At 50.6% G+C, this 24,428-nt stretch carries 26 protein-coding genes and 2 pseudogenes; 5 read left to right on the plus strand and 23 right to left on the minus strand.

The window, feature by feature from the left end:
• Nucleotides 1–341: 341 nt before the first annotated feature.
• Both EIO64_RS07955 and EIO64_RS07960 read left to right on the plus strand, forming a co-directional pair.
• On the plus strand, nucleotides 342–1,037 hold the full coding sequence (locus EIO64_RS07955) for a DUF4062 domain-containing protein (RefSeq protein WP_136891148.1): 696 nt from the start codon (nucleotides 342–344) through the stop codon (nucleotides 1,035–1,037).
• Nucleotides 1,038–1,072: 35 nt separating this feature from the next.
• A complete protein-coding gene (locus EIO64_RS07960; RefSeq protein WP_207754071.1) occupies nucleotides 1,073–1,306 on the plus strand; it encodes a hypothetical protein in 234 nt (77 codons plus the stop codon).
• Nucleotides 1,307–1,355: 49 nt separating this feature from the next.
• Here EIO64_RS07960 and EIO64_RS07965 read toward each other — a convergent pair whose 3' ends face one another.
• The 19 genes and pseudogenes from EIO64_RS07965 to EIO64_RS08050 all read right to left on the minus strand — a co-directional run bounded on the left by EIO64_RS07965 (nucleotide 1,356) and on the right by EIO64_RS08050 (nucleotide 16,060).
• A complete protein-coding gene (locus tag EIO64_RS07965; protein WP_249390849.1) occupies nucleotides 1,356–2,114 on the minus strand; it encodes a tyrosine-type recombinase/integrase in 759 nt (252 codons plus the stop codon).
• A 75-nt stretch (nucleotides 2,115–2,189) separates the two neighbouring features.
• Nucleotides 2,190–2,512, minus strand: a pseudogene (locus EIO64_RS07970) (tyrosine-type recombinase/integrase); the annotation flags it as partial.
• 52 nt (nucleotides 2,513–2,564) lie between these two features.
• Nucleotides 2,565–2,831 carry a DUF6809 family protein gene (locus EIO64_RS07975; RefSeq protein WP_119311680.1) on the minus strand — a complete coding sequence of 89 codons (267 nt, stop codon included), beginning with the start codon at nucleotides 2,829–2,831 and terminating at the stop codon, nucleotides 2,565–2,567.
• 133 nt (nucleotides 2,832–2,964) lie between these two features.
• Nucleotides 2,965–3,786 carry a HipA domain-containing protein gene (locus tag EIO64_RS07980; RefSeq protein ID WP_249390851.1) on the minus strand — a complete coding sequence of 274 codons (822 nt, stop codon included), beginning with the start codon at nucleotides 3,784–3,786 and terminating at the stop codon, nucleotides 2,965–2,967.
• Nucleotides 3,787–3,883: 97 nt separating this feature from the next.
• The gene (locus EIO64_RS07985; protein WP_025543664.1) at nucleotides 3,884–4,093 is read right to left on the minus strand and encodes a hypothetical protein; all 210 of its coding nucleotides are present in this window, start codon (nucleotides 4,091–4,093) and stop codon (nucleotides 3,884–3,886) included.
• A gap of 142 nt (nucleotides 4,094–4,235) precedes the next feature.
• The gene (locus EIO64_RS07990) at nucleotides 4,236–4,442 is read right to left on the minus strand and encodes a helix-turn-helix domain-containing protein (RefSeq protein ID WP_025543663.1); all 207 of its coding nucleotides are present in this window, start codon (nucleotides 4,440–4,442) and stop codon (nucleotides 4,236–4,238) included.
• A 357-nt stretch (nucleotides 4,443–4,799) separates the two neighbouring features.
• Nucleotides 4,800–5,357 carry a relaxase MobL gene (gene mobL, locus EIO64_RS18770; RefSeq protein WP_256264647.1) on the minus strand — a complete coding sequence of 186 codons (558 nt, stop codon included), beginning with the start codon at nucleotides 5,355–5,357 and terminating at the stop codon, nucleotides 4,800–4,802.
• Nucleotides 5,242–6,057 carry a MobP3 family relaxase gene (gene mobP3, locus EIO64_RS18775; protein ID WP_025543661.1) on the minus strand — a complete coding sequence of 272 codons (816 nt, stop codon included), beginning with the start codon at nucleotides 6,055–6,057 and terminating at the stop codon, nucleotides 5,242–5,244. Before mobP3 ends, mobL begins: the two co-directional genes overlap by 116 nt.
• The gene (locus EIO64_RS08000; RefSeq protein WP_249390852.1) at nucleotides 6,045–6,350 is read right to left on the minus strand and encodes a hypothetical protein; all 306 of its coding nucleotides are present in this window, start codon (nucleotides 6,348–6,350) and stop codon (nucleotides 6,045–6,047) included. Before EIO64_RS08000 ends, mobP3 begins: the two co-directional genes overlap by 13 nt.
• A gap of 425 nt (nucleotides 6,351–6,775) precedes the next feature.
• Nucleotides 6,776–7,183, minus strand: coding sequence for a helix-turn-helix domain-containing protein (locus EIO64_RS08005; RefSeq protein WP_021750602.1), 408 nt, complete (start codon nucleotides 7,181–7,183; stop codon nucleotides 6,776–6,778).
• Nucleotides 7,180–7,389, minus strand: a complete 210-nt coding sequence (locus EIO64_RS08010) for a helix-turn-helix domain-containing protein (RefSeq protein ID WP_021750603.1) — start codon at nucleotides 7,387–7,389, stop codon at nucleotides 7,180–7,182. The genes EIO64_RS08005 and EIO64_RS08010 overlap by 4 nt, the downstream gene beginning before the upstream one ends.
• Nucleotides 7,390–7,404: 15 nt before the next feature.
• The gene (locus tag EIO64_RS08015; RefSeq protein WP_021750604.1) at nucleotides 7,405–7,749 is read right to left on the minus strand and encodes a hypothetical protein; all 345 of its coding nucleotides are present in this window, start codon (nucleotides 7,747–7,749) and stop codon (nucleotides 7,405–7,407) included.
• A 323-nt stretch (nucleotides 7,750–8,072) separates the two neighbouring features.
• Nucleotides 8,073–8,462, minus strand: a complete 390-nt coding sequence (locus tag EIO64_RS08020; RefSeq protein ID WP_081692033.1) for a sigma-70 family RNA polymerase sigma factor — start codon at nucleotides 8,460–8,462, stop codon at nucleotides 8,073–8,075.
• A gap of 520 nt (nucleotides 8,463–8,982) precedes the next feature.
• Entirely contained in the window at nucleotides 8,983–10,008 is a 1,026-nt protein-coding gene (locus EIO64_RS08025) for a zinc-dependent alcohol dehydrogenase (RefSeq protein WP_021750606.1), read from the minus strand.
• 105 nt (nucleotides 10,009–10,113) lie between these two features.
• Nucleotides 10,114–11,607 (minus strand): tripartite tricarboxylate transporter permease, encoded by a 1,494-nt coding sequence (locus EIO64_RS08030; RefSeq protein ID WP_021750607.1) that lies wholly within the window; start codon nucleotides 11,605–11,607, stop codon nucleotides 10,114–10,116.
• A 68-nt stretch (nucleotides 11,608–11,675) separates the two neighbouring features.
• Nucleotides 11,676–12,629 carry a Bug family tripartite tricarboxylate transporter substrate binding protein gene (locus EIO64_RS08035; RefSeq protein ID WP_021750608.1) on the minus strand — a complete coding sequence of 318 codons (954 nt, stop codon included), beginning with the start codon at nucleotides 12,627–12,629 and terminating at the stop codon, nucleotides 11,676–11,678.
• 47 nt (nucleotides 12,630–12,676) lie between these two features.
• Nucleotides 12,677–13,174, minus strand: coding sequence for a tripartite tricarboxylate transporter TctB family protein (locus EIO64_RS08040; protein WP_021750609.1), 498 nt, complete (start codon nucleotides 13,172–13,174; stop codon nucleotides 12,677–12,679).
• Between the two features lie 12 nt (nucleotides 13,175–13,186).
• Entirely contained in the window at nucleotides 13,187–13,960 is a 774-nt protein-coding gene (locus EIO64_RS08045; RefSeq protein ID WP_021750610.1) for an SDR family oxidoreductase, read from the minus strand.
• Nucleotides 13,961–13,972: 12 nt separating this feature from the next.
• The gene (locus EIO64_RS08050) at nucleotides 13,973–16,060 is read right to left on the minus strand and encodes a transketolase C-terminal domain-containing protein (protein ID WP_051319940.1); all 2,088 of its coding nucleotides are present in this window, start codon (nucleotides 16,058–16,060) and stop codon (nucleotides 13,973–13,975) included.
• A 239-nt stretch (nucleotides 16,061–16,299) separates the two neighbouring features.
• On the opposite strand from EIO64_RS08050, the gene EIO64_RS08055 reads away from it, so the two are divergent.
• A complete protein-coding gene (locus EIO64_RS08055) occupies nucleotides 16,300–18,093 on the plus strand; it encodes a PrpR N-terminal domain-containing protein (protein WP_158629735.1) in 1,794 nt (597 codons plus the stop codon).
• 2,084 nt (nucleotides 18,094–20,177) lie between these two features.
• Here the strand turns inward: EIO64_RS08055 and EIO64_RS08060 are convergent.
• From EIO64_RS08060 to EIO64_RS08075, 4 genes are all read right to left on the minus strand, one after another.
• Entirely contained in the window at nucleotides 20,178–20,477 is a 300-nt protein-coding gene (locus tag EIO64_RS08060; RefSeq protein WP_158629736.1) for a hypothetical protein, read from the minus strand.
• A 214-nt stretch (nucleotides 20,478–20,691) separates the two neighbouring features.
• Entirely contained in the window at nucleotides 20,692–21,390 is a 699-nt protein-coding gene (locus EIO64_RS08065) for a hypothetical protein (protein WP_036626848.1), read from the minus strand.
• Nucleotides 21,317–21,829 carry a hypothetical protein gene (locus tag EIO64_RS08070; protein WP_197714232.1) on the minus strand — a complete coding sequence of 171 codons (513 nt, stop codon included), beginning with the start codon at nucleotides 21,827–21,829 and terminating at the stop codon, nucleotides 21,317–21,319. Before EIO64_RS08070 ends, EIO64_RS08065 begins: the two co-directional genes overlap by 74 nt.
• Nucleotides 21,830–22,021: 192 nt before the next feature.
• Entirely contained in the window at nucleotides 22,022–22,288 is a 267-nt protein-coding gene (locus tag EIO64_RS08075) for a hypothetical protein (RefSeq protein ID WP_119311685.1), read from the minus strand.
• Between the two features lie 312 nt (nucleotides 22,289–22,600).
• Between EIO64_RS08075 and EIO64_RS08080 the strand changes: the two genes are divergently transcribed.
• Nucleotides 22,601–23,083, plus strand: a complete 483-nt coding sequence (locus EIO64_RS08080; protein ID WP_025543651.1) for a TRAP transporter small permease — start codon at nucleotides 22,601–22,603, stop codon at nucleotides 23,081–23,083.
• A pseudogene (locus EIO64_RS08085) lies at nucleotides 23,084–24,375 on the plus strand (TRAP transporter large permease).
• Nucleotides 24,376–24,428 lie beyond the last annotated feature (53 nt).

A 24,428-nucleotide genomic window follows, 5' to 3' on the forward strand; every position in this document is an offset into this window, starting at 1 on the left:
GAAAGTATAATACTATATTTCACACGCAGGAGGTCACTGGTTCGAGTCCAGTAGTCTCCACCAAAAAGTTCCTGATTTCGCAAGAAATCAGGAACTTTTCTTTTGCCTCAGGCTCTAAAAGTTTTCTCCAAATTTTCTACTTTTTCTCCGACCAATACACTGACCAATTCGGGGATAGTTTCAGAAGGGACACAGCTCCGGGCGAAATGATTTTGCCTAGTGGTGTCGTATTTTGTTGTTTTATGTTCTAAAATCGGACTTTCTGCGCAAAAGTTTCTTGTAGATAACAAGTCGAAATGTTATACTAAAAATAATTTCAAAAACAGAGAGGAGTATCCATCATGGCTGCGCCGCGTGTTTTTATTAGTTCAACATATTATGATTTGAAGCATGTCCGGAATGATATCGGAGATTTTATTAGATCACTTGGGTATACGCCAGTTATGCATGATAGGGGCGGTGTAGCTTATACGCAAACAGACACTATTGAAAATAGTTGTTATAGTGAATTGACCACTTGCGATATTGTAATCTGTATTATTGGAAATCATTTTGGGACTCAGGCTTCCACAGGCGATTTTTCAATCACCATGGAGGAACTTCGCACAGCTATCAAGAATAAAAAGAAAATTTATATTTTCATCGCTAAAGATGTATATATAGAAAACCGGACATACATGCAAAACAAGGATTCGGGCACCTTTAGGCCCGCATATGCGGATAACATTAAAATTCATCAGTTTATTGAGGAACTGCGTCTCGCAATTAAAAATAACCCGATTGAATCTTTCGAAACTACAACCGATATTGTTAATTCCCTAAAAAGCCAATTTGCTGGATTATTTCAGAACTTTTTGGCTAGGGATGCTTCTTTGACAGAAGCTAAAACAGCTTATGATTTACAGGAAACCACTGAACAATTTAAAGACCTCCTATCTTCTTTTCATAAAGAAACCGAAAGAATGTTTCAGTTTTGGACGGAACCTTTTTTACAACCAACAATACCATTTACTATATTCGATCTCTGTTGGGTATGAAAAGTTCCACCTTTATTGTTTTAGACCAATCTGGGTTGGAAGAATTTCTGCAAGTAGTTGGATTTTCCGATGATATTGCAGCTCCGGATGAGTCATATTGGAGATACACCAGAGTACATGATGGTATGAAAGAAACAATTACGCTTGATTTGGATCTATTTGATGATAATTATAAATTATTACGATTGCCAATGTCTCGGGTTAAAACCCTGATTCAGTGGGAAACAGAAGATGCCTCTTCTGTTCAAGATGATGAATTGCCGTTTTAATTTCTAAAAATGCACCTTTGTGAGTGTATGTGCTCACAAAGGTGTATTTTCATATTGCCTTCCCTATCACATCGCCCATGGTATCCGCTGCTTCTCGCATCATATCCGGCGTGGCGTGGGTGTAGGTGCTGAGGGTGAAGCCCGCGCTGTAATGCCCCAGGGTGCTGGACAGGGTCTTCACATCCACCCCATTCTTGAGAGACAGCGTTGCGAAGGTGTGCCGGAGATCGTGAAACCGAATATGCTCGGTGCCGATGGCTTTCAGGATCTTCTCGTGGGTATGCCGGAAGGAATCCGGATCGAACATTCCTCCCGTCTTGGGCGACGGGAACATGTAGGGATTTCCCGGGTGCTTCTTGTGCTCCTCCACCAGCAGCTCCACCGCCTGCTGCGAGACCGGCAGGACACGGATGGAATTGTGGGTCTTGGGCTGGCTCACCACCAATTCTCCCTTGGTGCGAGTCACCTGCTTCGTGATGGAGATGGTTCGCTTCTCCACGTCCAGGTCCGTCCAGAGGAGGGCCAGCAGTTCTCCCCGCCGCAGTCCTGTGGTCAGCTCCAGGTAGAAGGGTGCCAGCAGTCCCCGCTTGTCCGCTTCCATCAGATAGGGGCGGATCTTCTCTTCCGGCAGTACCTTCATCTCCCGCTTCTCCATCTTTGGCAGCTTGCGGCCTCTCGCGGGGTTCACCAGGATCAGCCGCTCCGCCACAGCTTGCTCCAAGCAGTTGTTCAGCAAGGTATGGATGCCATGGACCACCCGGACGCTCAGTCCCTTGTTCTTCAGCTGGATGTGCTGGTACCGCTGCACCCGCCCGTTCTTCTGGAGATCGTTGTAGAACTTCTGGATCTGGATCGTGGTGAGCTTGTCCAGCTTGATGTCCCCCAGTTGGGGATGATGTGGTTATTGATGTAATTCAGATAGTAGTCCTTGGTGTTCTCCCGAAGCCGGGGCTCGGCATAGACCTCGTACCACATCGTCACCCAGCTTTTCACCGTGTGGGTGCCGCTACGGTTCATATCCAGTCGCTGACTGTCCGCGATGGCCTTTTTCAGTTTCTCCTTGATCTCCGCCTGAGTCTTTCCCAGGACATTCTTAATTTTCTGCTTCCCGGGCGCCGGGTCATAGGAGGCCGTGTAGAATCCCTCCCATCTACTATCTTTCCGTTTGCGGATACTGCCCTCGCTGTTGGCGCGTTTCTTCCCCATTCATCATCTCTCCTTTCTCGCCAGCTCACACGCCCGTTGTTCGTCCTCGTTTTCAAAGTTGTACGGCGACTGGGTCTGCCAGCAGCTCCTGTTGGATACCCTGGGCCAGACGGTAACCGGAGATGAAGCTGTTGAGACACGCTTCCTCCCGCAGAGCGTCTTCCAGATCCGCCATCTTCAGGAGCAGTTTCCGCTCCGGCTCATCCAGCAGACGGGTGAGCTGCCTGTAGGTCCGTTCGACTTTCCTGTCCAGATACTCCGCCCTCCGGGATGTCGTCTCGAACCTGCAGCAGAGGGCCTTCATATAGTCACGCATCATGAATCGCCTCCTATCAGCGACACACAATACTATGACCTGACCTCAATAGCTACTCCAACCGGGCAGAGTTATCAAATTGTTAGCAAATTCAGGACCGCTTCCGAAAATTCGGAAGCGGTCCTGAACTTTACACTCACATATGAAGTCTCGGTGATAGATGCTGCTGTTGCTCCATAATCCGCCGATGCACAGGGACCATGATTCTTTCCATTCGGGCAGACAGATAAGTCTGGTAAAACTGCCGCTGCAGTTCATCCAGAAAAGGAACTTCTCTGATGAAAGCCAGCATCTTATCCAGATGGAATCGCGGCATCATGCGCATGACCGCCGCATTGCAGTCCTTGTTTCCAGTTGCCATCAAGAAATCATAGTAGTTGATTTTCCGGTCATTCTGTTTGATGGCAGAAGTCGGGAAGCGGTAAATCCGGGCATTCAGCTCATCCTGATTTGACAAGACCGCCCGCATCACCTGGGCATCTGCCTGCGGCAGCAGACAGCTGCCGCAATCATAGATTGGGGCCAGCGTTGCGGTCTGGGTGTCATCGTGATACAGGAATCCCCAGTTTCCGTTGTGTCGGTCAAAATTCCCCAGAAGCGCATCCACCACAAAGACATTCCAAAAGTGTTGTAGCACTTCCACAGGATTCACGTACTGCTGTTTTTCAATGGTATCCAGAATGTCCTCCAGCTCCGTTCCGGTGCCGCCATATTCAGAATCGATGACGGTATTCTTGATGGAGCAGAAGTCAAACAGCTTACTTCCGTCTGCGGTAAAATCTTTGCAGGCGCAGACGATCTTCGTCTTTCCCCCCACATCATACGTTCCCAGGATGGTTTCCTGCGCGGGGATCCCAACCATGTTGAAGATGGTGCTGGCGATGTGTTCGCTGATACAGCTATTCGTGTAGGACAGCTCCGTTCTCTTTCCCTGACCGGAAGGAGGAAATTTCAGCATATATTGCTCGCCCTGATGTTCGATTGCGATCTTCTTTCCGTTGGCACCGTTATAAGCACGTCCGGGCACACGCTTGCAGTTTGTAAAATCAGGCACTTCATTCACCCCACAGAAACTTCTGACGCAGATAATTGGCATGTTCATGTGTGATCGCGCCATCGTTGATCTCCGCGATGTTGATGCTTCCGTACAGCTCTCCCCACAGACAGTCCAGCAGAGAGGACCCCTCCGCAAGGCCTTCTTTGTATGCGTCCAGATCATGCTGGAGGTAAGGTGGGAGCCCATATTCCCATGAGCGTTCCCGCATGGCTTCCGCCGGCTCCCCGCCTGTCCCTATTGAGCAGACCTGCTTTTGTGCCGACATATCCTTCATAGGAACACCCCTTTCTTTGATTTGTATGTTGTATTTTACCACATTGCCTCGCCGCAAATCAACGATTGCCCTCATATCATATCTTTTCGGTCTGTTTGTCTACCCATTCCTGAAGTTTGTCCTTGGGTATCACAATGCGGGTGCCGATCCTCAGTGCGGGAAAACCCTCGGACCGTGCCAACTCATAAGCCCCGGCACGGGAGATTCCCAGCGCCGCTCCCATCTCAGGAACCGAGAGCATCAGCGGCAGATCTTCGTAAGATTTGAATGTTCCTTTTTTCACTGGATATCATTTCTCCTCTCCAGCCGTAGGAGAGGTTTTTATTTGTTATACTTCGTCTTGTTGATTTATTTCCCCACCATCTGGTGAAGGGAGTGCTCTATAATCAATGGACTCCGTAAAGATTGCGGACAATCACCATCCTTTCATGGTCATGCCGCCCATGCTGACACGATCCATCTCCGGATCTTCGTGGTCATCAGGCCGGTGGCCCAGGGGGTATTGCGCGTCCGGAAGATTCTGTTTTGCCGCCTGTTCCAGCCAATGCCTGACTTTCTCAGCGTCCGGGATGAGCAGCCCGCCGTCCCGATACAGCAGTCCCAGGAAGTATTTGGCATGGATATCGCCGTACTCTGCCAGCTACTCCAGATCTCCCACCGCCTCGTCCCGCTGATCGAGCGGCAGCTTGCGGTCTTCGATCTTGGCCCGTAGCCGCAGGCACTCGTAGGAGACCTCCCAATTTTCCACCCACTCGTCTCGATCTTCCACCTTTTCATCTTCGAATGTCATCACACCCAGGCGGATATTCTCCGCCTCTTGGATGATAGCGTTCTTGATCTGCCGAAACTTTTTCTCCTGGGCCAGCTTTTTTCGTTCTCTGGGCTTATCGTGGCAGTAGTTCTCCACCTCATTTTGGAGGATGCACCACTGGTCATAACACTCACGGACCACCAGCAGTTCCTCCAGCTTGTCCACCGCCTCGTCCACAGTTTTCTTCACGGACTCGGGAAGGTATCCGTAGGACTTTTTGCCCTTGACCGTTTCCAACTGTCCGACCAGCTGCTCCATCTTCTGCTCAATCTCAGGAGCCGCGCAGAGACTTTGCGCCATCTCCTGCGTAAGCTGCCGGATCATGCGGCGGGCTCCCCGCACCAGCTCGTCCCGGGACTGCGACTTTTGTTCGTAGGTGTGGAGCATCTCCTGTTTGAAGATCTGATTGGTGAGCGCGGATTTGATATTGCGGGTAACCATCCCACGTCAGGTCCGCTTCTCCTGGCTGTGTTGACCACGCTATCATGTGCATATGGGGATGCTTTCCCTCGTCGCGGAAGGCGGCATACCAGCGGAAGTGGTTCAGCTGAATGTTCATGGCGGCGGCGATGCCATTGCGATTGACGCGGAGCAGGTTCCGCCATGCTTTGGCATTGTCGCAGCCAAGGCGTGTGGTGTCCTCCCGGTGCGGAGAGAGGATGTACGTCCAGACGTTGCCGGTGTAGTGCTCCAGTTCCGATATGGCGGTGTCCAGGTCCACACGATCCGCGTCACCGAACAGGCCATGGTCACCCAGTCGTTCTGCACGAGGACGTGTTGCGATGTATTTCATGTAACCATCCGTCTGCTGCACCTGCTTCCAGTGTTCCTCCAGCGCCAGGGTGATGAGCGACGAGGCATTGGCTTTTGTAGGCTTCTGTACATAGTCATCATACTCCAGCAGCTCTTTCACATCCGGGAAGTCTTTTGTCAGCTTTGTGATGAGCTGCTCCTGCTTGCGGGTTGGCGGACGGTCATCCGGGATGATCTCCACCCGCTCCCGTGTCGCGATGTAGCGCATGTAACCGTCTGCGCCCTGGTTACCTCCGCACTTGATATACGGACTTTTGACGATCAGTCTTGCCATTCATCCCCATCCTCCCAAGTCTCCCGCACCCGCTGCTCCAGCGAGATGCAGCCATTGGTCTTCCGCACATTTTGGACGCTCTCCGTCCGCCGTCGGCGCAGCTCCTCGCCGCTGAACTGATATGCGTCGGCGAGGATACCAGCCACCAGATCCTGCTCCACCGCTTGCTTGTACAGCAGAGAGGACATCCGGCCTTCGAGCTGGTCCAACAGGCCGTCCAGATAGGACTTGATGGAGGTAGGGAGAAACAATCCAGCGTTGTTGGCGCTGAGGTAGTCCAGATAAAAGTCCACCGCCCGCTCAATGAAGTCGGTGATGCTCCGGCTCCTGTCCTCCTGATACCGGCGCTCCAGAATGGTCTTTTCTCCGGTGACAGGTAGAGGGGAAACTTCTCTTTTTTTCCCATAATGGTCTTCTTTCTGGGTGTGACCCCTGTTTTTTCTTTGTGGGAGTATGCGTTGGGGGATAACGACCGCAGAGATGATATCACGGCCCGGATATTGACTCCATTTTTGAAGCCACAGAAACTCCCGTAATTGCCCGCGCTACGGGCAGAAATGACCGAACAGAGCGGCGCTTGTGACGCCTGTTCTTTATCCAGCATTTTCTTTCGTCCTCCGCAGAGCCTCGAAACCGGCCCAAATTCGTCCAAAATCCCCGGGAGGGGCTGGGACCCTGCTGAGTCCCAAGCCACTCCACACAGGGCCTCACAGGGGGCTCACAGGGAGTCTTCTGCCTGCTGCTCTGCCAGCATCTTCTGCACCCGCTGCCGCTCTGTCTGGGCCTCAAGCGTACTCCGCTGCCGGGCGTAGTAGTCCCGCAATACCTCCTGGATAGACGGCAGGGTGTATTTGAGATTTCCGTTTCGGCGCCGTCCGCTTTTCAGCCGCACGTCTGTGGGCTCGGTGACGATCAGGCCGCGCTCTTCCAGGGCCAGTACGTACTTTCGCACCGTGTTTTCACTCATGCCCACCGCGCTGCCGATGGTCCGGTAGCTGGGCCAGCACTGGTGTGTCCTGCGATCCTCGCAGCGGCGCAGGTAACTGTATACCGCCAGCTCCCCAGCGCTGAGTCCCAGCTGGAACACTTCGTTGGGCATCGTGAAGTAGTTGTTCTGTGTTCTCATCCGCCACCTCCTGTGTGTGACTCCACCCACCGGATGAACGCGTCTTTTGGCACCACCATACGGTTGCCTACCCGCAGCACCGGGAAGCCGTCCTCATGCAGGAGTTCGTATCCGGATGACGGAGACACGCCCAGCACCTTCGCCACCATCTCCGCGTTGAGGAACAGCGGCAGGTCGTCATAGCTTTTGTACTCCGACAGCTTCATGCTTGTGCACCTCCTTTACTCGTTTTGTGTTCTGCCTGAACGAAGGAGCTGCAGGAACTCATCCACAGAGTGGACCATCCCCGCTTCCTTCATGTTCTGGTAGCGCACCATGTCGCAAATCATGTGGAAGTTTACCTCCGCGTCTTCCAGCAGCTTGTCCATGGCAAGGACCTGCTGGCCCACTGTGAGGGTTGTTTTTTTGCCGGGGTCTTTCAGATACGCCCGCACGGCATCTTCCTCCGGCATCTTCTCTCCCAGCACAGCTCTCATCTCATGGATCACACAGTCCAGCGTTTCTTTCTCACATTGCATCTTCAGAAGCATTTTCAAAAACCTGCGGTTGAATTTGGTTCCATCCATAATCCTGTACCTCTTCCTTCAATTGTCATTCATGGCTGCGGCCTTCAGCCATATCTCCGATGTGTGGAAGCGTCGTTTGGGGCACGATGGTTTTCTCAGATCCATCAGAGACATGAGCGCAGGAGAAAAAATCCCCTCATAAGGGGTAGGGATAAAATCACGGTTTTTTACAACCTATTTTTGCGAGATTTTCAATTTGTTTACAATGTGTGTCTCACGTCAACTCGCTGCGTTCTCACAACGCGGAAACCATTGCCCCTCACTTACTAGGACACTCAAAGGGCATTTGTAAACCGGAAAACAAAAAAAGTTGAAGGGCTCTGTCAGATGACAGAGCCCTTCAGCTTTTGGTGGAGCTTTCTCAGCCGCTTTGATACCGCCATTTTGGACACGCCGTAGAACTTTCCGATCTCCTCCATGGTCAGACCCCTGTCATAGCGGAAATCGATGAACTCGCGGCTCTGGTGATCCAGAACCTCCATGGCTTTTTGCAGACTTTCAAGGCGGAGGGTCCAGAGTACAGGATCCTCCACGGGACGCCTGACGCATTCCGAGCCGGGCAGCACCGTTTCAAACTCACTTTTACTCAGATGCCTTTCGTCCTGCTTTTCCTGCGCCTGTTCCCGTTTCCGATCCTGCTCCAGGAAGTCTGCGACCTCCTTTGGCACTGATACTTGCTGCCCACTATAAGGAATCACGACAAAGTCGTTCATTTGTGTCCTTTCCGCTTTCGACGGAAAGTCACACACCCGCGCTGCCGGCACAGCGCCAAAAACTGAAGACCTTCATGGAAGTTTCCTTCGTACAGGGATGGTGATGGTGCCCTACGAGGCCCATGAACGTCTGAGGTCCCACCGGGGTGTGGACCTCACCGGAAAGCTACGAGTTTAGGCTTGCGCCTGGTTTGATTATATCATGCTGGAATTTTTTGTCGGTCGAACCGTGTCGAATGGGAGAGGTTTTTGTGATCTTCAGAAAGAGAAAAGCCCGGAGCTGGTGATATGGGCCAGTTCCGGACTTCTGTACTGTTTACTGCGGCGCAAGCTTTGAAATGTCAAAGTACTTATTTCAGCCAAAACTAATTTCATCTTCCCACTTCAGCAAACGCACTACTATGTAATGCAAACTGTAAATGCTGAATCAGGTTCATTATATCCGTGGGGTCCAGGAAACAAACAGTGGCCTTTGAATGGTACGCCTCTCCGTGCCGCGTGGTGGAGGCAGCAGTCAATCCTACTGCACCATAATTGCAACTTTCATTACATCCGTATTTGGTTCATGAAGATAGTCAAAAGCTTGCTGAAGGCCTGACAGAGGAAAGCGGGCCCCAATAAAGCCCTCCAGATGCAGCTTTCCCCGTTGCATGAGGTCAAATACTTGTAGGTAGTGCCGTCGGACATATTGCATGACGCTGATAATATCGATTTCTCCTCGTTGCAGGTGTGTCATATTCATCAGAATATCCCGCCCATATGTGCCTACCAAAACAATGCGAGAAGCATTTTGTGCGCAACACACCATGTTTTGCAGCATTTCTGGGATTCCGCAGCAGTCAATCAATACATCTGCTCCTGCAGAACCAAATGCCCCATCGATGGCTTGCGCAAGAGAAACCCGATTGGTGTTGCAGCAGTTTTTTATGCCGCAGTCCTGTGCGTATTGAAGCCGTCCGTCTTTAATGTCTGTAATTAAAACGTTAGCGCCTCTAGCCACAGCTATTTGTGCTGTGCAGTTGCCGATGGTACCTGCGCCCACGATTACAATATTTTTCCCCTGTTCAGCTCCGGCCCGTTCCGCTGCATTAGCTCCTACGGCAAAGGGTTCTACCAGCATACCCATGTCATGGGTTACTCCCTGCGGCAGCTTCACGATGTTAAATTGGTTACATTTATAATATTCCGTGAAAAAACCGTCTTCGTTAATACCCATAAATTTCTTGTGGGTGCAGACGTTGATTCTGCCGTGCCGGCACGGATAGCAGGTACCGCAGATCAACTGAGGCTGTACTGTAACGAGATCGCCGGGGAGAAATTTCTTTTCCGCCTCGTAGCCAACTGCGACAACTTCACCTACACACTCGTGCCCCAGGACTCGGGGATATTGCACGGTTTTATGCCCTCCACGGAATGCCAACATATCAGAGCCGCAGATACCAGTTTGCAAAATCTTAAATAAAACGTCCTGTGGCCCCTGAATTTGAGGCATTCCCCGCTTCTCAACGGTAATCTCATACGGTGCTGTTAGAACAGCTGCTTTCATGTCAAATATGCTCCTTTCAAATTGAATGTCAGATGAAAGGAAGGACCGGCCCGCCGGAAAGACGGGCCGGCCTGTTGCCTTATTCCTGCGCGGAGGTATTGCCTGCTAACGCAACAGCTTTTTTCTACGGGACTTTCGGAAGAAGGCCTGTCCCGCTAAGACAATAACAGCCGCAACAATGAGACCCAGCGCAATGGGGTGCTGTGTGAAAGCCAACAAGTTTCCCTGGTCGGCGATCATGGCTGTCCGCAAGTAGGTTTCCAGAAGTGGCCCCAACAGGTATCCCAGCAGAATTGCAATCAGATCCAGTTTGAAATAGTTCAACAGAAAATAGGCAACGATTCCAGAAACTACCATTACCAACACTTCAAAAATGCGGTTGTTGATGGCGTAGACGCCCAAAACACAGCAGACCAAAATAGCAGGAAAAAGAAGGGACTTGGGAATCCGGATCATTTGAACAAAAATGTTCATCAGGCCGGTTTCCATCAGATACATTACAATATTTGCCAGAAAATACACCAGCATAATGCATCCAATCACCTCCGGGGCGTCCACCGCCAGCATGGGTCCAGGCTGCAGACCGTGGATCATAAGACCGCCAATCAGAGCAGCTGTCACGTTGTCGCCTGGGATCCCCAGGCAGCACAAGGGGATCAGGGCTCCGCCGTTGACAGCGTTATTGGAGCTCTCAGATGCTGCGATACCGGCAGCATATCCGGTTCCGAATTTTTCCGGGTGCTTGGACATGGTTTTGGTTTGGTTATAGGCCAGCACTGTGGCAGTATCCTGACCCACGGCCGGTAAAATACCGGTGAAGGTACCTAACAGAGAGCCGATGGTGATGCCTTTCCACATTTCATCCCGCTCATCCTTTGGGGGGATAAAGGGGACACGCCGCACCCGGGTTGTTATCCGCAGTCCGGACAATTCACCGGATTGGCTGAGAACCTCACTGATGGCAAACAGCCCCATCAGAAAAGCGGTCAGGCCAATGCCGGAACTGAGCTGCCACTGGCCAAACATCAACCGGTTTACGCCGGTGACCTGGTCAATTCCCACAGAGCCGATAGCCATGCCGAAAAACAATCCGATTCCGCCTTTGGCTCCGCTAGAACTGACCATGGAGAGCACTACGCAGATACTGAAAAAAATCAGTGCAAAATACTCCCAATGCCCGAACTTTAATGTGACCTTGGATAGCTGCGGCGCTATGGTCGCCAGGACAATAGCAGAAAATGTGCCACCAATCAAGGAGGCAAACACACCAAGAGACAGTGCAGCCTCCGGCTTGCCACGCTTGACCATGGGATAGCCGTCCCAGGTGGTGACAAGAGATGCTGAGGTCCCGGGAATTTTCAGCAGGCACGCAGAGATTAGGCCGCCGCTGATGCCGCCAACATAAATGCCGATAAGAGTGGAAAGGCCTTCCGCAGCAGACATGGCGTAGGTAAAAGGAATCATCAACGTAACGCCTAAAACAGCCGTCAAGCCAGGGATGCATCCAAAGATGATACCCATCAGGATGCCTCCAGTCATATAGACAAACGACATTGGGTTCGCCATGAGGTAAGCCCAGCCCTCTGCAAATAGCTGCATTCACGACACCTCCTATATTTCAAGCAGCGAGAGCGATTTGACGTTGCTTTGCGCGGGTGAGAAGCGAGTCACTTGAGGTACTCCTCATAAATCGGAGCAAAGATGTTGTACCACTCTTCAATTTTCGCCCCCATCTCATCGGCCGGGATAAAGCCAGGCAGGAAGCCAAAGCCTTCCAGAGCCTCCAGATAATCGGGGTCATCTTGAAGGTCTGCCATCTTATCGTTCAGATACTGAATCTGCTCGGGAGTGGTATCCTTGGTGGCGAAGAAGGCACGATACTGGGCGCCGGTGGCTTCAATTCCCAGTTCCTCTGTGCAGGGAATATCGGGATAAATTTCACAGCGCTTTTCGTCCACAATCAGCAGGGGTTTCACATTGCCGGATTCCACGGCGGAGCCCAGATCGCCCACCTGCATGAAACTGACATCAACATGGTTGCCCATGATGGCAGTAATGGCGTCAGCACCGCTGTCGTAGGGAACCTGGGTGGCACCTTCCAGGCCGAGCCCCTGGAGCAGTTGGATGGTGACCATCTGCTGACGGGCACCGATGAATCCCCAAGTCAGTTCAGCGGGATCCATTGCTTTTAGATCCTCCACACTGTTGATCCCGCTGTTGGGATTGGTAACCACGATGCCGGGATCGATTACCATGCAGGGAAGCGGCTCCATCTTCTCCCAGAGTTTTTCCTCACTGACACCGGTCAGATAGTAGCAAATCAGGTCCAGGGGACTCTGAGACATAATGTGATAGCCGTCGCCGGGCTGTGTGGAAAATTCTTGTGAACCGGTATAACCGCCGGCACCGGTCATAACGGAGCAGGCGATGGACACAGGTAGATCAATGTTGGCCGCCACAGCACGGGCGATGTTGTCGGTGCCGCCGCCAGCGGCGTAGGGGACCAGACACGAGATGTCTTCCGCCGGGTAAGCGGCTTCTTCACCGCCACCGCAGCCCGACAGAATGCCGATCATCATAAGAAATACGCAGGCCAGTGCCAAGATATTTTTCTTTTTCATATAATTTTCCTCCTAAGCAAAATAACGAAATGTAGGAAAGAACGGACTCAGAAGAACTTGACATGCAGGATCTGTGTAAATACGAGGACCAGAACGGTTACGACAACAAGAGAATAGACAAACCGGATAAGATAGAACTTTTTTTTGCTGGTACGTTCATGCTCCTCCCGCTGCGATTCTTCACAAAGACCATACACAACGCTCAGACAGAAAGTGAGCAGGAAAGAAGCAATGGGAAAACCGATTAGTTCATAGGCGGGAACGAAAAGGAGCAGCGCAATCAGAGTAATGATCGTTTCCTTTTTCAACCTGAATTTGCCAGAGTCCCGCTCACCCTTCAGACTGATTGATTTGAGAAACAGAGGGATGCTGAATACCATCAGCAGAATACCGATGCCTTGAATAAAGGTGCGGGGTTCCGCCAGAAAGGGAAGTCCGACAAACAGCATGACACCACTAACAGTTGATTCTGATGCGAACAGGAACAATCCAATTGCAAAAGAGAGAATGCTTAAAATGAAATCGTTGCGCTTACGAATGGCCATTTACCCACCTCCTTAACTTGCCAAATGACCTCCGTCCACCGGGAGCGTCACACCACTAATGTAGTCGGAAGCAGATGAGGCCAGAAATACGACAGTACCCATCAGATCCTCGGGATGCCCCCATCTTCCCATAGGGATCCGCTTAGTGAGCTGTTTGCCCTGTTCCATCTGCTGCAGATCCTTGCTCATTTCGGTGTCCATGTAGCCGGGAGCAATGGCGTTGACATTGATGCCGCGACCGCTCCACTCAGAGGAGAGCGCCATGGTCAATTGTTTGACGCCGCCCTTGCTGGAGACATACGCCGGCATGTTCCGCAGGCCGATGAAAGAATTGGTGGAGGCGATGTTGATAATTTTTCCCTTGCCCTGTTTCAGCATCACCTTGCCAGCCAGCTGGCTCATAAAGAAAACGCCCTTGATGTTGACCCCCATAATGCGATCCCAAGCGTCCTCGGGGAACTCCTCGGAGGGGCAGCGATACTGAAGTCCGGCACCGTTGACCAGAATATCCAGCCGTCCACCCAGAGCTGAAATCGCTTGCTGAAACCCGTTGCTGAGATCGTTGAGGTCCAATAGATTTGCTACCACGGCGTGGTATCCAGATTTGGCGCCACCCAATTCTGCCACCGTGTTTTCAACCTGTGAATTTGCGTCCAGAATGACAATCTCTGCACCGGCGTCATGAAGTGCGACAGCCATACCATAACACAGGCCGGTCTTTTTTGCGCCACCTGTAACAATGGCTTTTTTCCCTGCCAGGGAAAAAGCATTCATGTCAAAGCCCATATGCGCCCTCCTTTACATTTCAAATGTGATCGTATTTACAAGATCCTCTGCAGACAGGCCACAGAGTTTTGCCAGCTGTGTATAGGTTCCGGAGTGCAGATGCCGTGCTTTTCGCTCTCTGGTGCGGGTGCTGAGGGTGGTAATCTTTTCCGGCGACCAAGCGATTCCTCGCCGGTACATTTCGTCCAGATAAGAGGCAAACAGGAAACCGTTATTCTGTTCGGCAAATAGGATTCGTTTGCCTTGTTGGGTCAGCTGCGCAGCCAGATCTGCATCAAAGGAAGGCATGTCCACCACGGCGATCTCGCGTCCCTGTTCCCGTAACGCCTTCTGGGCGTTGAGTCCCTCATAAATGCCTCGGCCACTAGTGATGATGACGGTGTCCGCATGAGGATCTCCGTGGACATAGCCCTTTCCGTATTCAAATTGCAGGGATTCAGGGTAAATGGTTTCAGAAGCGGCTCGTGTGAGCCGAAGTAGCACCAGCCCCTTGCTACCCTTGGCAATCCATTTCATGACCGCCACCATCATTCGGGGACAGGCTACATCGATTACCCGCAAGTGAGGCAGCTGCATAAGCGCGGTAACATCGTCGATGCTCATATGGGTGGCGCCGTTAACACCGGTGTCAATGTTGCTAGCGGTAGAGAACAATGTAATATCCAGCTGATGGCCCTCGGACAGCCAGCCGTCACTTTTGGAAATTGATTCCATTCGCTCTTGCTGACTGACCGTAATCCGGCGCAAAACTCGCCAGTCAAAAAAGACGCCAAAAGTGGAGTGCCAGACGTTATAGCCTTTTGCGGCAAAGGCCTCGGCGATGCCACTCATGTTGGATTCAGCAATGCCTACATTGATGCCGCGGTTTCCAGCATGTTTCAGCATACCGGGCTGAAGACCAGAGATCAGGCCCATATCCGCGTCCAAAGTAATCATTTTCGGGTCTCTGGAAAAGGCTGCTACCATATCCGCGGCAATTTTGCTGCACTGCAGCTTATCTCCGATTTTGGGATCGGGTAGGTCGCGCTCCTGGTAATGCAGAGTCTTGTCTCGGGGAGCAGCCCGTTTGGTGCGGCGTTGAGAATAGCGGCGTATAACACCCACAGGGCCATTTTCATCCTGCTGTACATCAATCCCCATCTTGGAAGCCCAGTGCAGGAGTTGCTCATATTCCTCCGGCGCACGCACCTTTGCAGCCTGTAGAAAATGACACAAGTTTTTAATGCGGGTTTCCCTGCGGAGCGTCTGCTGATGGATTTCCCATTCCGCCAGATCCTGCCCCACGGTGGTCTTGTGGCTCTCGGTGGCTTTGGAGAAACCACCTTCACCCTTGCGGCATTCAGAGATGATGGCCATGGGGCGGCTGTCGATCCGATGTTGGAAGTGCTCCAACGCATGGTAAATCGGCTCGTACTCCTGACCGTTGACATCCAAAACATCAAAACCAAAGCTCTCCAATTTTTCTCGCAAGCTACCCATGGAAAGCATGAGACGGTGAGAGTCATCGTTTTGTCCATAGTTGTGATCGATGAGAATGCACAGATTGTTCAGATTTTTGGCAGAGGCAAACATGAATGCCTCCCATGGAATGCCCTCCTGCAGTTCCCCGTCTCCCATCAGGCAGAATGTCCGCCCAACACCCTCTATTTTCTGCGCCATGGCAAAGCCGACAGCGGCACTGATGCCCTGCCCTAAAGGTCCCGTCGCGATATGTACTCCTGGCAGGATAGGGCCAGGATGTCCATTCAGATCGCTGTCACTTCCGCGGGAATTCTCCAAAAGCGCTCTGTCAAAGAAACCAAAATCCGAAAAGACCGATGCCATACCGGCTATACCGTGTCCCTTGCTCTGTACGTAGATGTCACTTTCACGAGCAGTGGGGTCTTCCACATTTACATGAATGAAACCTCCGTAAAAAAGCGCGATCAGTGGAATCAGTTCTGAGAAGGTGCCACCGATGTGGATTCCCTGGTCTACAGCGTGGTTTCCCTGATATACCGTATCCAAACGAAGGTCCGAATCCTTGACTTCCAGCAGCGCATATAGCGCCTTTTGGGCGATCGGGTGTTTCATTTTCAGATAATCACAGCTCAAGTCCATCTTGGCCCTCCTCCATTTTTTTAAATGGTATTGTATTCGAGTGAGCAAAATGCACAAAAATGATGCTGTGCAGATTGCTTTATACCGTAATTTTACAGAGAGAAATAGCATTCATCAAGGTATGTGTTGCAAAATAATGCTATATTTTGTAGCAATATTAACTCAAATAAGATTTTACTTGCCACAAAACCTGCTATATGCTACAATTTGAATCGAATAAAAATGGAGGGAGGAGGCCCATGAAACGATTCCGTATATTAATCATTGCCCCATATTTGTCCTTCCAAGAGACTGCCGCGCCCGTCATCCAAGAGTTTCCTACGGTGGATTTTGAGATGCATACCGGAGATGAGTTTACGGCAATCTCTATTTTTAACTCCTATCCACCTAACGCCTTTGACGCAATCATTACTCGTGGTGCAATTGCGGCGATTCTTCGGCAGTTTACCTCTGTGCCGGTGGTGGAAGTGGATGTATCCTTATTGGATATCCTGCGGGCTATTAACCAACCGGGATTCAGCGATCAGCGTGTGGCGGTGGTCGGATATTCCAGCATTATTAATTCCGTCAAAAAAGTATTTGAAGTGCTTCAACTGAAAAACACGGAGATTTACGAGGTGCGCTACGCAGAAGTTAAGGAACGGGTGGCGGAACTGGCTGACCGGGGATTTTCTTTGATTATTGGGGATGTGCCTTCCGTAAATGCTGCTATGGCAAACGGACTTCGGGGACTCCTAATTCTGTCATCAGAGGATTGTATCCGCCAGTCCGTTATTGCAGCCATCTATTATTCGGAGTTGATGGAAAAGGGGCAGGAGATCACTCAGATTTTTCAGACAGTTATTGATAATTTAAAATTCCGGATTATCCTGATGGACCAGATAGGCAACGTAATTGTTGACAATCGCGCGTTTGAGATTACCGATCATCAAACCTTTAAAAAAGAGTTGTTGCTATTTATTCCGGTGCTTTTGCAGCAGTCCACCGATAGGGGCTGTAAAAAAATCGGAACACAGGGAATCGAAATTATCGGCAAAAGGGTTTCTTATCGCAATCAGGACTGCTTCCTGTTCTTCATTTCACTGATGCATAAGGGATATGCCTCCCAGGCAGACATTACCATCGAAAAACCGCTTTCAGTGACACTGTCCCCGGAATTTATCAATACTCTTCAAAAGAATAACCCACGGGTACAAGCGGTGGCGGAGATTGTCACCGCATCCGTGTCTCCGCCGCCTGTGTTGATTTTGGGAGAATATGGTACCGGAAAAAGCAGTCTGGCCTATTATTTGCATGGCCTGCGCAAGGAGCCAATGGCTCCGTTCATCTTTGTGCGCTGCAACCTACTGACCAGGAAACGCTGGAATGCATTTTTGGATAAAACTGCATCACCTTTGAATGAAAACGGATGCACATTATATCTGGAGAACATTCACTTACTTCCAATAGAACTGCAGCAGGAGTTGAGCGCCTACATAGTTGATTCTGCTGCGGATCAGCGGCACTTTATTATCGCTTCGGCAACGAATAGGATCCACCATCTTCTGTCCAATGACCAGTTCTTGTATCCGTTGTACCAGAAGATTTCGTCTCTCCATGTAATCCTGGCACCTCTACGGGAATTTCCTGATTCCATTACGGACTTCTCACAGATTTTTTTAACTGCGGCAAATCAAGAATATCAAAAGAGTATCCGGGGATTTGAAGAAGGGGTCGTGGCTCTGCTGGAACAGCAGCATTGGAATACCAATTTATCCCAGTTAAAAACGTTTATTCAGCAATTAGTGTTGACCGCACAGGGAGCACAGATTACTCTGAAAGAGGCACAGACCCTGCTTTTAAATGACAATACTATTCCCCCGGAGGAGACGGAATACTTGAATTACAGTGGAATTGATATCACAAAACCGCTGGAGGAAATTGAGCGGGATATTATTCAGCATGTACTGATGGAGGAAAACATGAACCAGTCCGCTGCGGCAAGGCGGCTGGGAATTAGCAGAAATACGATTTGGCGTAAGCTCCATGCTTAAATACGGGCGTGCAGCTGCCGGCTTAAAGTCGCTGGCGACACCATTACTAAAGGAAAATTGCGGATTGGAATGACAACCAGCTCTGGATAGGCTGCATTGCCAATAATTTTACCGGCAGTAAAGCCGCGTCATTTTTGCAAAGCCGGACTACAGGCTTTTTGTTGGATGGTACTGGAAACGGAAAAGTAGCGCTGGAACTGACCAGCAGCTGGTGTACGGTGTTGTATCCGTCATAGCTGGTCAATGGGCGCACTATGGAAACGGGGTACAGGCTGCAGAAAATTTTGACATTTACCGCTGCTGACTGGTGGTTCCGGACTACTGGTATATCTTAGATGCCTCATCAGAAAAGGTGCGAAAAGCAAGCTGAATCTGAAAGAACTGGCGGCTAATGAGACTTTACCTCACCTAATTCTCTCTGGAAGCTATTCCGCCATGGTACAAAGGTAAGTGTAGGCTTACCTGGAAAGCAGAGTAAGTGCCGTTCGTATTGATCCCGAACAACTGCTGTCTGGTGAACAGACGGAAACCGTACTGCAAGAAGCTATAAAATCTGCAAACAGGAGGCATTCCGCTGTAAATCCTGTTGAATTAAGTGACTGCCAGCGATCTGGCGCGGAACGTATATCCAAGGGTTAATAAGCCGTATGGAAGTTTATGGTAGACATTGCAGTAGTTGGCGGCAAAAATCAGGCGTGGCAAGATATCGCTCCTGGCGTGCTGGAACTGTAGCCCATCGAACAGCTGGAACTAGGCCTTGTATTGAAATCTGGGAATTTCAGATATGAACAGCTTTTCCTGACAGTCTTGCGTACCGCGTGGGTTAGATATAGGCTTTATAACAATCCCGAGCAAAGATAAAAGCCCACTCCAGTTGGTTTACTCACCTCCTATACACTTTACTGCGGTACAAATTTTGAGTATTGGAGCCCAGGGAGATGCGAACAAGAAGTTGGACCTAAATGGGGAGTTTCAAGGTGCGCCTGTATGTGGCAGATCTCATCGCCCCCAAGGATAGCTTGATTCTGCCATCGTTATACCATATTCATGCAGGGATCTACACTGCTAATGAACTAGAAAACAGATGTGCTTTCCTAGAAACTCCCGTAAAACAGCTCGTTCTTCAACCGTCCTTCCTACGCAGACTGCATTGTCGGGGAAGTGACCTCCTTTGAGACATGGAGCAAGTGAGTTCAGCCTGCTCCAAGCTTTGAATTTAGCCCTACCAGCGGTAACGCCCTTCCCAGTCTAAACTGGCGATCGGATACTCGCCGCTTCTCAGCCAGCGGGGATAAGGAACTCCTAATGTCAATAACCCATTTGACGATGAGCAAGCCCGCATGAAAATCCCGCCAAAGGGTATTTTCCACGGCTGAGCAGATCTCACCCATATAGAAATGATACCTCCGCTTTTTCTTCCGGACTAAACTGTACCATTGCTTTTCCTTTCTTCGTAAGAATACATCTCTTCCGCCTTTTTCCAGTCCATCTTTTTGTCCGCTTGCCCCTGGGGATTGGGATGTTCTTTTTTCACTAATAAGTAATCGGAACTTTAGCCGACATAACAGAGTCAGACCACAGCTTGTACCACAGGAGTTTGTGGAACAAGCGGATTTTGCACAGTAAATCACGCCCGGGAAACAATTGAAATGGAGCAGAAATGATTAAAAACCGCCGGAAACAATCAAAAAAGTTTCATAAAGCTGTTCACACGCAGGAGGTTACTGGTTCGAGTCCAGTAGTCTCCGTCGAAAAGTTCCTGATTTATGTAAAATCAGGGACTTTTCTTTTATTCGTCTCAAAAAACATGCTTAAACTTTTAGCTTCTTCTCCGACCAATACGGCGATAGTATCTGATAGAGCTGGACAGTGTCGGGCAGGAAATCCCTGCCCGGTGCTGCCGTAATGGTTACAGTCTTTTTGTATGGCCAGAAAAAATCCGGCCTTCCATCTCACACGCGTCTGCAAGCTCTTTGGCGAGCTTTTTGATCGGAAAGTCTGGTGCGGTTTGTATAATGAGTACCAAATGTCCCCAATCCACATGCAGGTTTAGAAGAGCGCTCTTCTCCGGAGTCGAACCTTCATCAAAATGAAGAGGAAACTCTTTTTTCAGAATAGAACAATTCAGATAGACATCCGCCCGGGGAATCTCTGGTTGGATACACTGATAGAGCGATGTATACAATCCTTTGGGCAGCCGGCAGCCGGTCAAAGAGAAATATATGCCTTTCCCCTTTGCCCACCTCCTCTTCTTTGAACCAACGGCACTGTTCCAACGCCATTTGGCGCAGTTCTGGAAAGCGCGCCTCCCACAGGGCACAGGTATGTCCGGTATAGTCCGACACGGTCAGCGCCACAGGTAGCCCGGCACTGACCTCTTCCACAGTGGCTGTACAATCGTATGGAAGGGGCGCAGTGCTTCCTCCTGTTCGGCCGAGGCCGCCAGCGCCCCATATCCTCCGGGTAGTCCGTATGATCCCATCATACCGGCAGTTGCTTCCTCTGCCCGGAACGCTCCGGGCATCAGCCAAAACTCCCCTAGGTGCAGTTCGTTAAGCAACCTGTCAGTTCTTTCTTTTCGTTTTCGGAAAACCATAGTTACTCTCCCACATCTGTGATATCAATTACCCATTTTCTCAAAGAGGAACCTGCAACACCAAGGAGCAATCCGCCGGCAATCCCGCCCACAGCAGTGCCAAGTCCCGGCAAAATTGCCGTACCGATTGCAGCACCTGCCAGAGCGCCGCCTTTGGCGCCGAGTGCACCTCCTGCCCAACTGCCGCCAATACTTGCAGCTGTACTATAAGTCTTTTTGCCAATTTTCTGATGGGCGTCATGCAGATCTCCGTCAATGACATCACATAGCCCCAAAGCATCCAGTGCTGCACCCGCGACCAACAGCACTCTCCCTGCGATCCTGACTACTTTGGAAATCTCGGTATGATCCAGTCCGGATGGAAGCCTTTTCTGCCACGCCGAAGCATTTGTGAGAGGATCCACATTGATAAGGTAATAGCTTGTATTCCCTCTATGGGAGTGCAAATCGGCACCGAAAAGCGGCATATTACTTCCAAAGAATACAAAATATGGAAAATCCCGTCCATTCCGTGCGATTTTTGTTGCAGCCAGAATCCTCGTCCAACTGCTTTGGAGCGGGTCAAGCCATGCCAGAGTTGGAAAGGTGCCTCGCGCTAATTCAGCCAGAAAGCTCTCACGAGCACCGTCAGTCTTTTTTCCGCAAACTCCGTCCTCCAGCAGCCGCTCGCCTAAATTCAATTCGTCGAGTTCTTGCTGCATTGCCACCCACAAACCATGCCAGCCGCTCGATCATGCTGTCAGAAATGCCTGTGCTGATCCCGCAGTGTTCCAGTTCGCTAACAGCGGCATGCAGGTTGCGGGCTGTATCGTCTGTGATATAGTTGTTCTCTCGTTCGTTTTGCGATAAATCCCGCTGTAATTGGCGCACGATATCTTCCAAGGAGCCCTTTATGCCTCCATCGTAGTCATCGCTGCATATGGCAGGAAGATCCTGCAAAGGGACTTTCCGTTCCGCATAGTTCAGATATTCTCTGCTGCCAATGGAATACCCACAACGCCCCCGCAGATCTGCCGATTTATTGTTGCTGCGGTATGTGTTCAGTACATCCCGTAAGAATTCTTTATCCTTTCCCTGTGAAATATCCTGCGGAAATGCAGTCTTTCTTGCATCCCTCCCGCCGCAAAGGAAATACTCCAATCCACAGCCTTTTGAAGTAAATCAAGACACTCACTGGTAAAGAAGTCCGAACCGCTCTTAATTTTTTGAATTGCTGTTTGGATAGCCCGATCATCACGAAAAGAACTGCCTGGGAGATAAAAAGAGGATAGATTCAGGATTTCTATGCAGTCACTGCTATGGCTGCAAAAACTGCGGGACATCCTGCATACATCATATTAGTGATTGTACCTGCTTGGCAAGTGCGCTCCTTCGATCAGAGGATATATTGCGAATGACGTTTATGTGTTCCTGCAAGTCGTCGTAGATCTCTTCCACTGCGGCGCCGGCACGGTTCCCCATCTCCCGTAATGTTTCGTGGTAATTCGTTTCTGACGGTCTTTGCATCAGCGTGCCAAAAAAAGCGGCGCGGTTTACGCGGTTCCAATATTCACCGCTCCCCAGAACAGCGCCGTTTTCACCAGTTGCCTCCTTGCTCATAGGTTTCCTTCCTGAGAGTTTTCTCAAATACAGGCTTACGTATGAAGAAAACTGCATGTTTATTCTAACCTCTTTGAGATCAAAGAGCCCTGCAACCAACTGCCGCCCCAGATCGAATAGGGTCTATATCCAGGTCGACTGGTATAAGAGACAAAAGATCTCTCCGTTTTTTGGTTAGTCAGCCAAATCAGAGAAACAAAAGGTAAAATTATTGACAAAAGATAAAATGAAATTTATTATTTAACTATCAGCTGTCAGACAGATGACGTCCTATCGATTAGTTATTAGGGAGAACTTTTTAAGGAGGGCAATATGAAAAAACTTCGATGGACTTGGGACAATTTTGAGGAAGTTCTGCTGTGCATCATCATTACGGTCATCACGCTAGTATCAGGATTGCAGGTAGTTTGCCGTTATTTGTTCAACAACTCCCTGACCTGGAGCGAAGAAGTGAGCAGATATTTATTTGTGTGGACGGGCTTTCTCACACTGAGTCTTTCCATCAAGTGCCGCTCCATCATCTCCATTGACGCTTTCGTATTGTGGATGCCGCGGCGCGTTCGGGCGGGATTGAATATGGTGGTGTACCTGTTCTGCTCCGTGGTGTTTGCTATGCTGTCGGTCAACGCCTGGCACATGGTGACGTCCTCCGCCGGACAGACCAGCCCTGCTCTGGGATTACCCCTGGCGATCGTCTATGCGGGTCCCCTGTTGGGTCTGACTCTCTCCATTTTCCGGTCTTTGGGCCGGATCGTGGCGGAAACCAAAATCGTAATCGGAAAGGAGGCGCCCTAAATGTCTCTGGCGTTGTTTTTCGGAGTATTGGTCCTTCTGCTGGTACTGACGGTACCCATCTGTGTATCTTTCGCGTTTGTGACGTTGCTTCCCTCCATTGTGGACGCCAGTTTCCCCTATACGGCGGACGCTGCGGTCCGCTCCATGGTGAGTGGTTTAAACAACTTCCCCCTGCTTGCGATTCCCCTGTTTATCATCGCTGGCGTGATCATGGCGAAGGGGCAGATTTCTGAGCGGCTGTTCAATGTGTTCTCGTATTTTGTCGGCAACAGAACAGCGGGTCTCCCCTGCGCGGTGACCATTACATGCCTGTTCTACGGTGCCATCTCCGGTTCCGGCCCCGCTACTACCGCGGCCGTGGGTTCTATGTGCATCCCCCTGCTGACCAGTGTGGGCTATGACCTGACCTTTGCCACCGCACTGGTGGCCGTGTCCGGCAGTCTGGGCATCATCATTCCCCCAGTATCCCCTACATCATGTACTGCAACGCCTCCGGCGCCTCCATTTCCGAGCTGTTCCTGGCCGGTTTCCTGCCTGGTGTGCTGATCGCCCTGTGCCTGATGGTCTATTCTTACATCTACTGTAAGATCCATGGAGAGGATAAGGACAAGCTCAACGCCAAATGCATGGAACTGCGGGCAAAAGGCCTGGGCACAGTGCTCAAAGAGGGCTTCTGGGCGCTGATGTCCCCCGTCATCATTCTGGGCGGCATCTACGGCGGCATCTGCTCCCCCACAGAGGCGGCTACCATCTCCATCTTCTACTCTCTGATCGTCAGCTTGTTTATCTATCGCACCATCAAGATCCGGGATCTTCCGAAAATCATGCTGGAAGGCATTCATTCCTATGCCCCTATCCTCATCATTCTATCCGCGGCCGTGGCCTTTGCCCGTGTAATCACGCTGATGAATGTAGCCACCATCGTCAGCGAGGCGGTGCTCAGTGCCATCTCCTCCAAGGTGGTTATCCTGCTGCTGATCAACGTACTGTTGCTGTTTGTGGGCATGATCATGGATACCGGTCCGGCAATCCTGGTGTTTACCCCCGTGCTGCTGCCGGTGGCGGAGGCCATCGGGGTCGATCCCATCCACTTCGGCATCATCATGTGCGTGAACTTGGCCATCGGCTTTGTGACCCCGCCCATGGGCGCCAACCTGTTTGTGGCCAGCAACCTCTCAAAAGTATCTGTGTTCGATATCGCCAGAAAGGCAGTTCCCTTTATCCTGGCGTTCCTGATCGCCTTGCTGCTGATCACTTTCGTGCCCCAGATCAGCATGTTCTTGCTGCAGTAAGAGCTCCGGGCAGCTGCCCGTTCATAGTTCTAATTATTTTTAAGGAGGATATT

This window comes from Dysosmobacter welbionis (assembly GCF_005121165.3).
Lineage (GTDB): Bacteria > Bacillota > Clostridia > Oscillospirales > Oscillospiraceae > Oscillibacter > Oscillibacter welbionis.

Coding starts and splice junctions, on each gene's coding strand:
- mobL (WP_256264647.1), bottom strand. CDS start 5,357: ATGCTCCACACCTACGAACAAAAGTCGCAGTCCCGGGACGAGCTGGTG.
- EIO64_RS08025 (WP_021750606.1), bottom strand. CDS start 10,008: ATGAAAGCAGCTGTTCTAACAGCACCGTATGAGATTACCGTTGAGAAG.
- EIO64_RS08035 (WP_021750608.1), bottom strand. CDS start 12,629: ATGAAAAAGAAAAATATCTTGGCACTGGCCTGCGTATTTCTTATGATG.
- EIO64_RS07955 (WP_136891148.1), top strand. CDS start 342: ATGGCTGCGCCGCGTGTTTTTATTAGTTCAACATATTATGATTTGAAG.
- EIO64_RS08020 (WP_081692033.1), bottom strand. CDS start 8,462: ATGAACGACTTTGTCGTGATTCCTTATAGTGGGCAGCAAGTATCAGTG.
- EIO64_RS08005 (WP_021750602.1), bottom strand. CDS start 7,183: ATGAGAACACAGAACAACTACTTCACGATGCCCAACGAAGTGTTCCAG.
- EIO64_RS08040 (WP_021750609.1), bottom strand. CDS start 13,174: ATGGCCATTCGTAAGCGCAACGATTTCATTTTAAGCATTCTCTCTTTT.
- EIO64_RS07980 (WP_249390851.1), bottom strand. CDS start 3,786: ATGCTGAAATTTCCTCCTTCCGGTCAGGGAAAGAGAACGGAGCTGTCC.
- EIO64_RS08075 (WP_119311685.1), bottom strand. CDS start 22,288: ATGAGCAAGGAGGCAACTGGTGAAAACGGCGCTGTTCTGGGGAGCGGT.
- EIO64_RS08080 (WP_025543651.1), top strand. CDS start 22,601: ATGAAAAAACTTCGATGGACTTGGGACAATTTTGAGGAAGTTCTGCTG.
- EIO64_RS08065 (WP_036626848.1), bottom strand. CDS start 21,390: ATGCAGCAAGAACTCGACGAATTGAATTTAGGCGAGCGGCTGCTGGAG.
- EIO64_RS08015 (WP_021750604.1), bottom strand. CDS start 7,749: ATGGATGGAACCAAATTCAACCGCAGGTTTTTGAAAATGCTTCTGAAG.
- EIO64_RS08045 (WP_021750610.1), bottom strand. CDS start 13,960: ATGGGCTTTGACATGAATGCTTTTTCCCTGGCAGGGAAAAAAGCCATT.
- EIO64_RS08030 (WP_021750607.1), bottom strand. CDS start 11,607: ATGCAGCTATTTGCAGAGGGCTGGGCTTACCTCATGGCGAACCCAATG.
- EIO64_RS08055 (WP_158629735.1), top strand. CDS start 16,300: ATGAAACGATTCCGTATATTAATCATTGCCCCATATTTGTCCTTCCAA.
- EIO64_RS07985 (WP_025543664.1), bottom strand. CDS start 4,093: ATGCGGGAACGCTCATGGGAATATGGGCTCCCACCTTACCTCCAGCAT.
- EIO64_RS08050 (WP_051319940.1), bottom strand. CDS start 16,060: ATGGACTTGAGCTGTGATTATCTGAAAATGAAACACCCGATCGCCCAA.
- EIO64_RS08010 (WP_021750603.1), bottom strand. CDS start 7,389: ATGAAGCTGTCGGAGTACAAAAGCTATGACGACCTGCCGCTGTTCCTC.
- mobP3 (WP_025543661.1), bottom strand. CDS start 6,057: ATGGCAAGACTGATCGTCAAAAGTCCGTATATCAAGTGCGGAGGTAAC.
- EIO64_RS07975 (WP_119311680.1), bottom strand. CDS start 2,831: ATGATGCGTGACTATATGAAGGCCCTCTGCTGCAGGTTCGAGACGACA.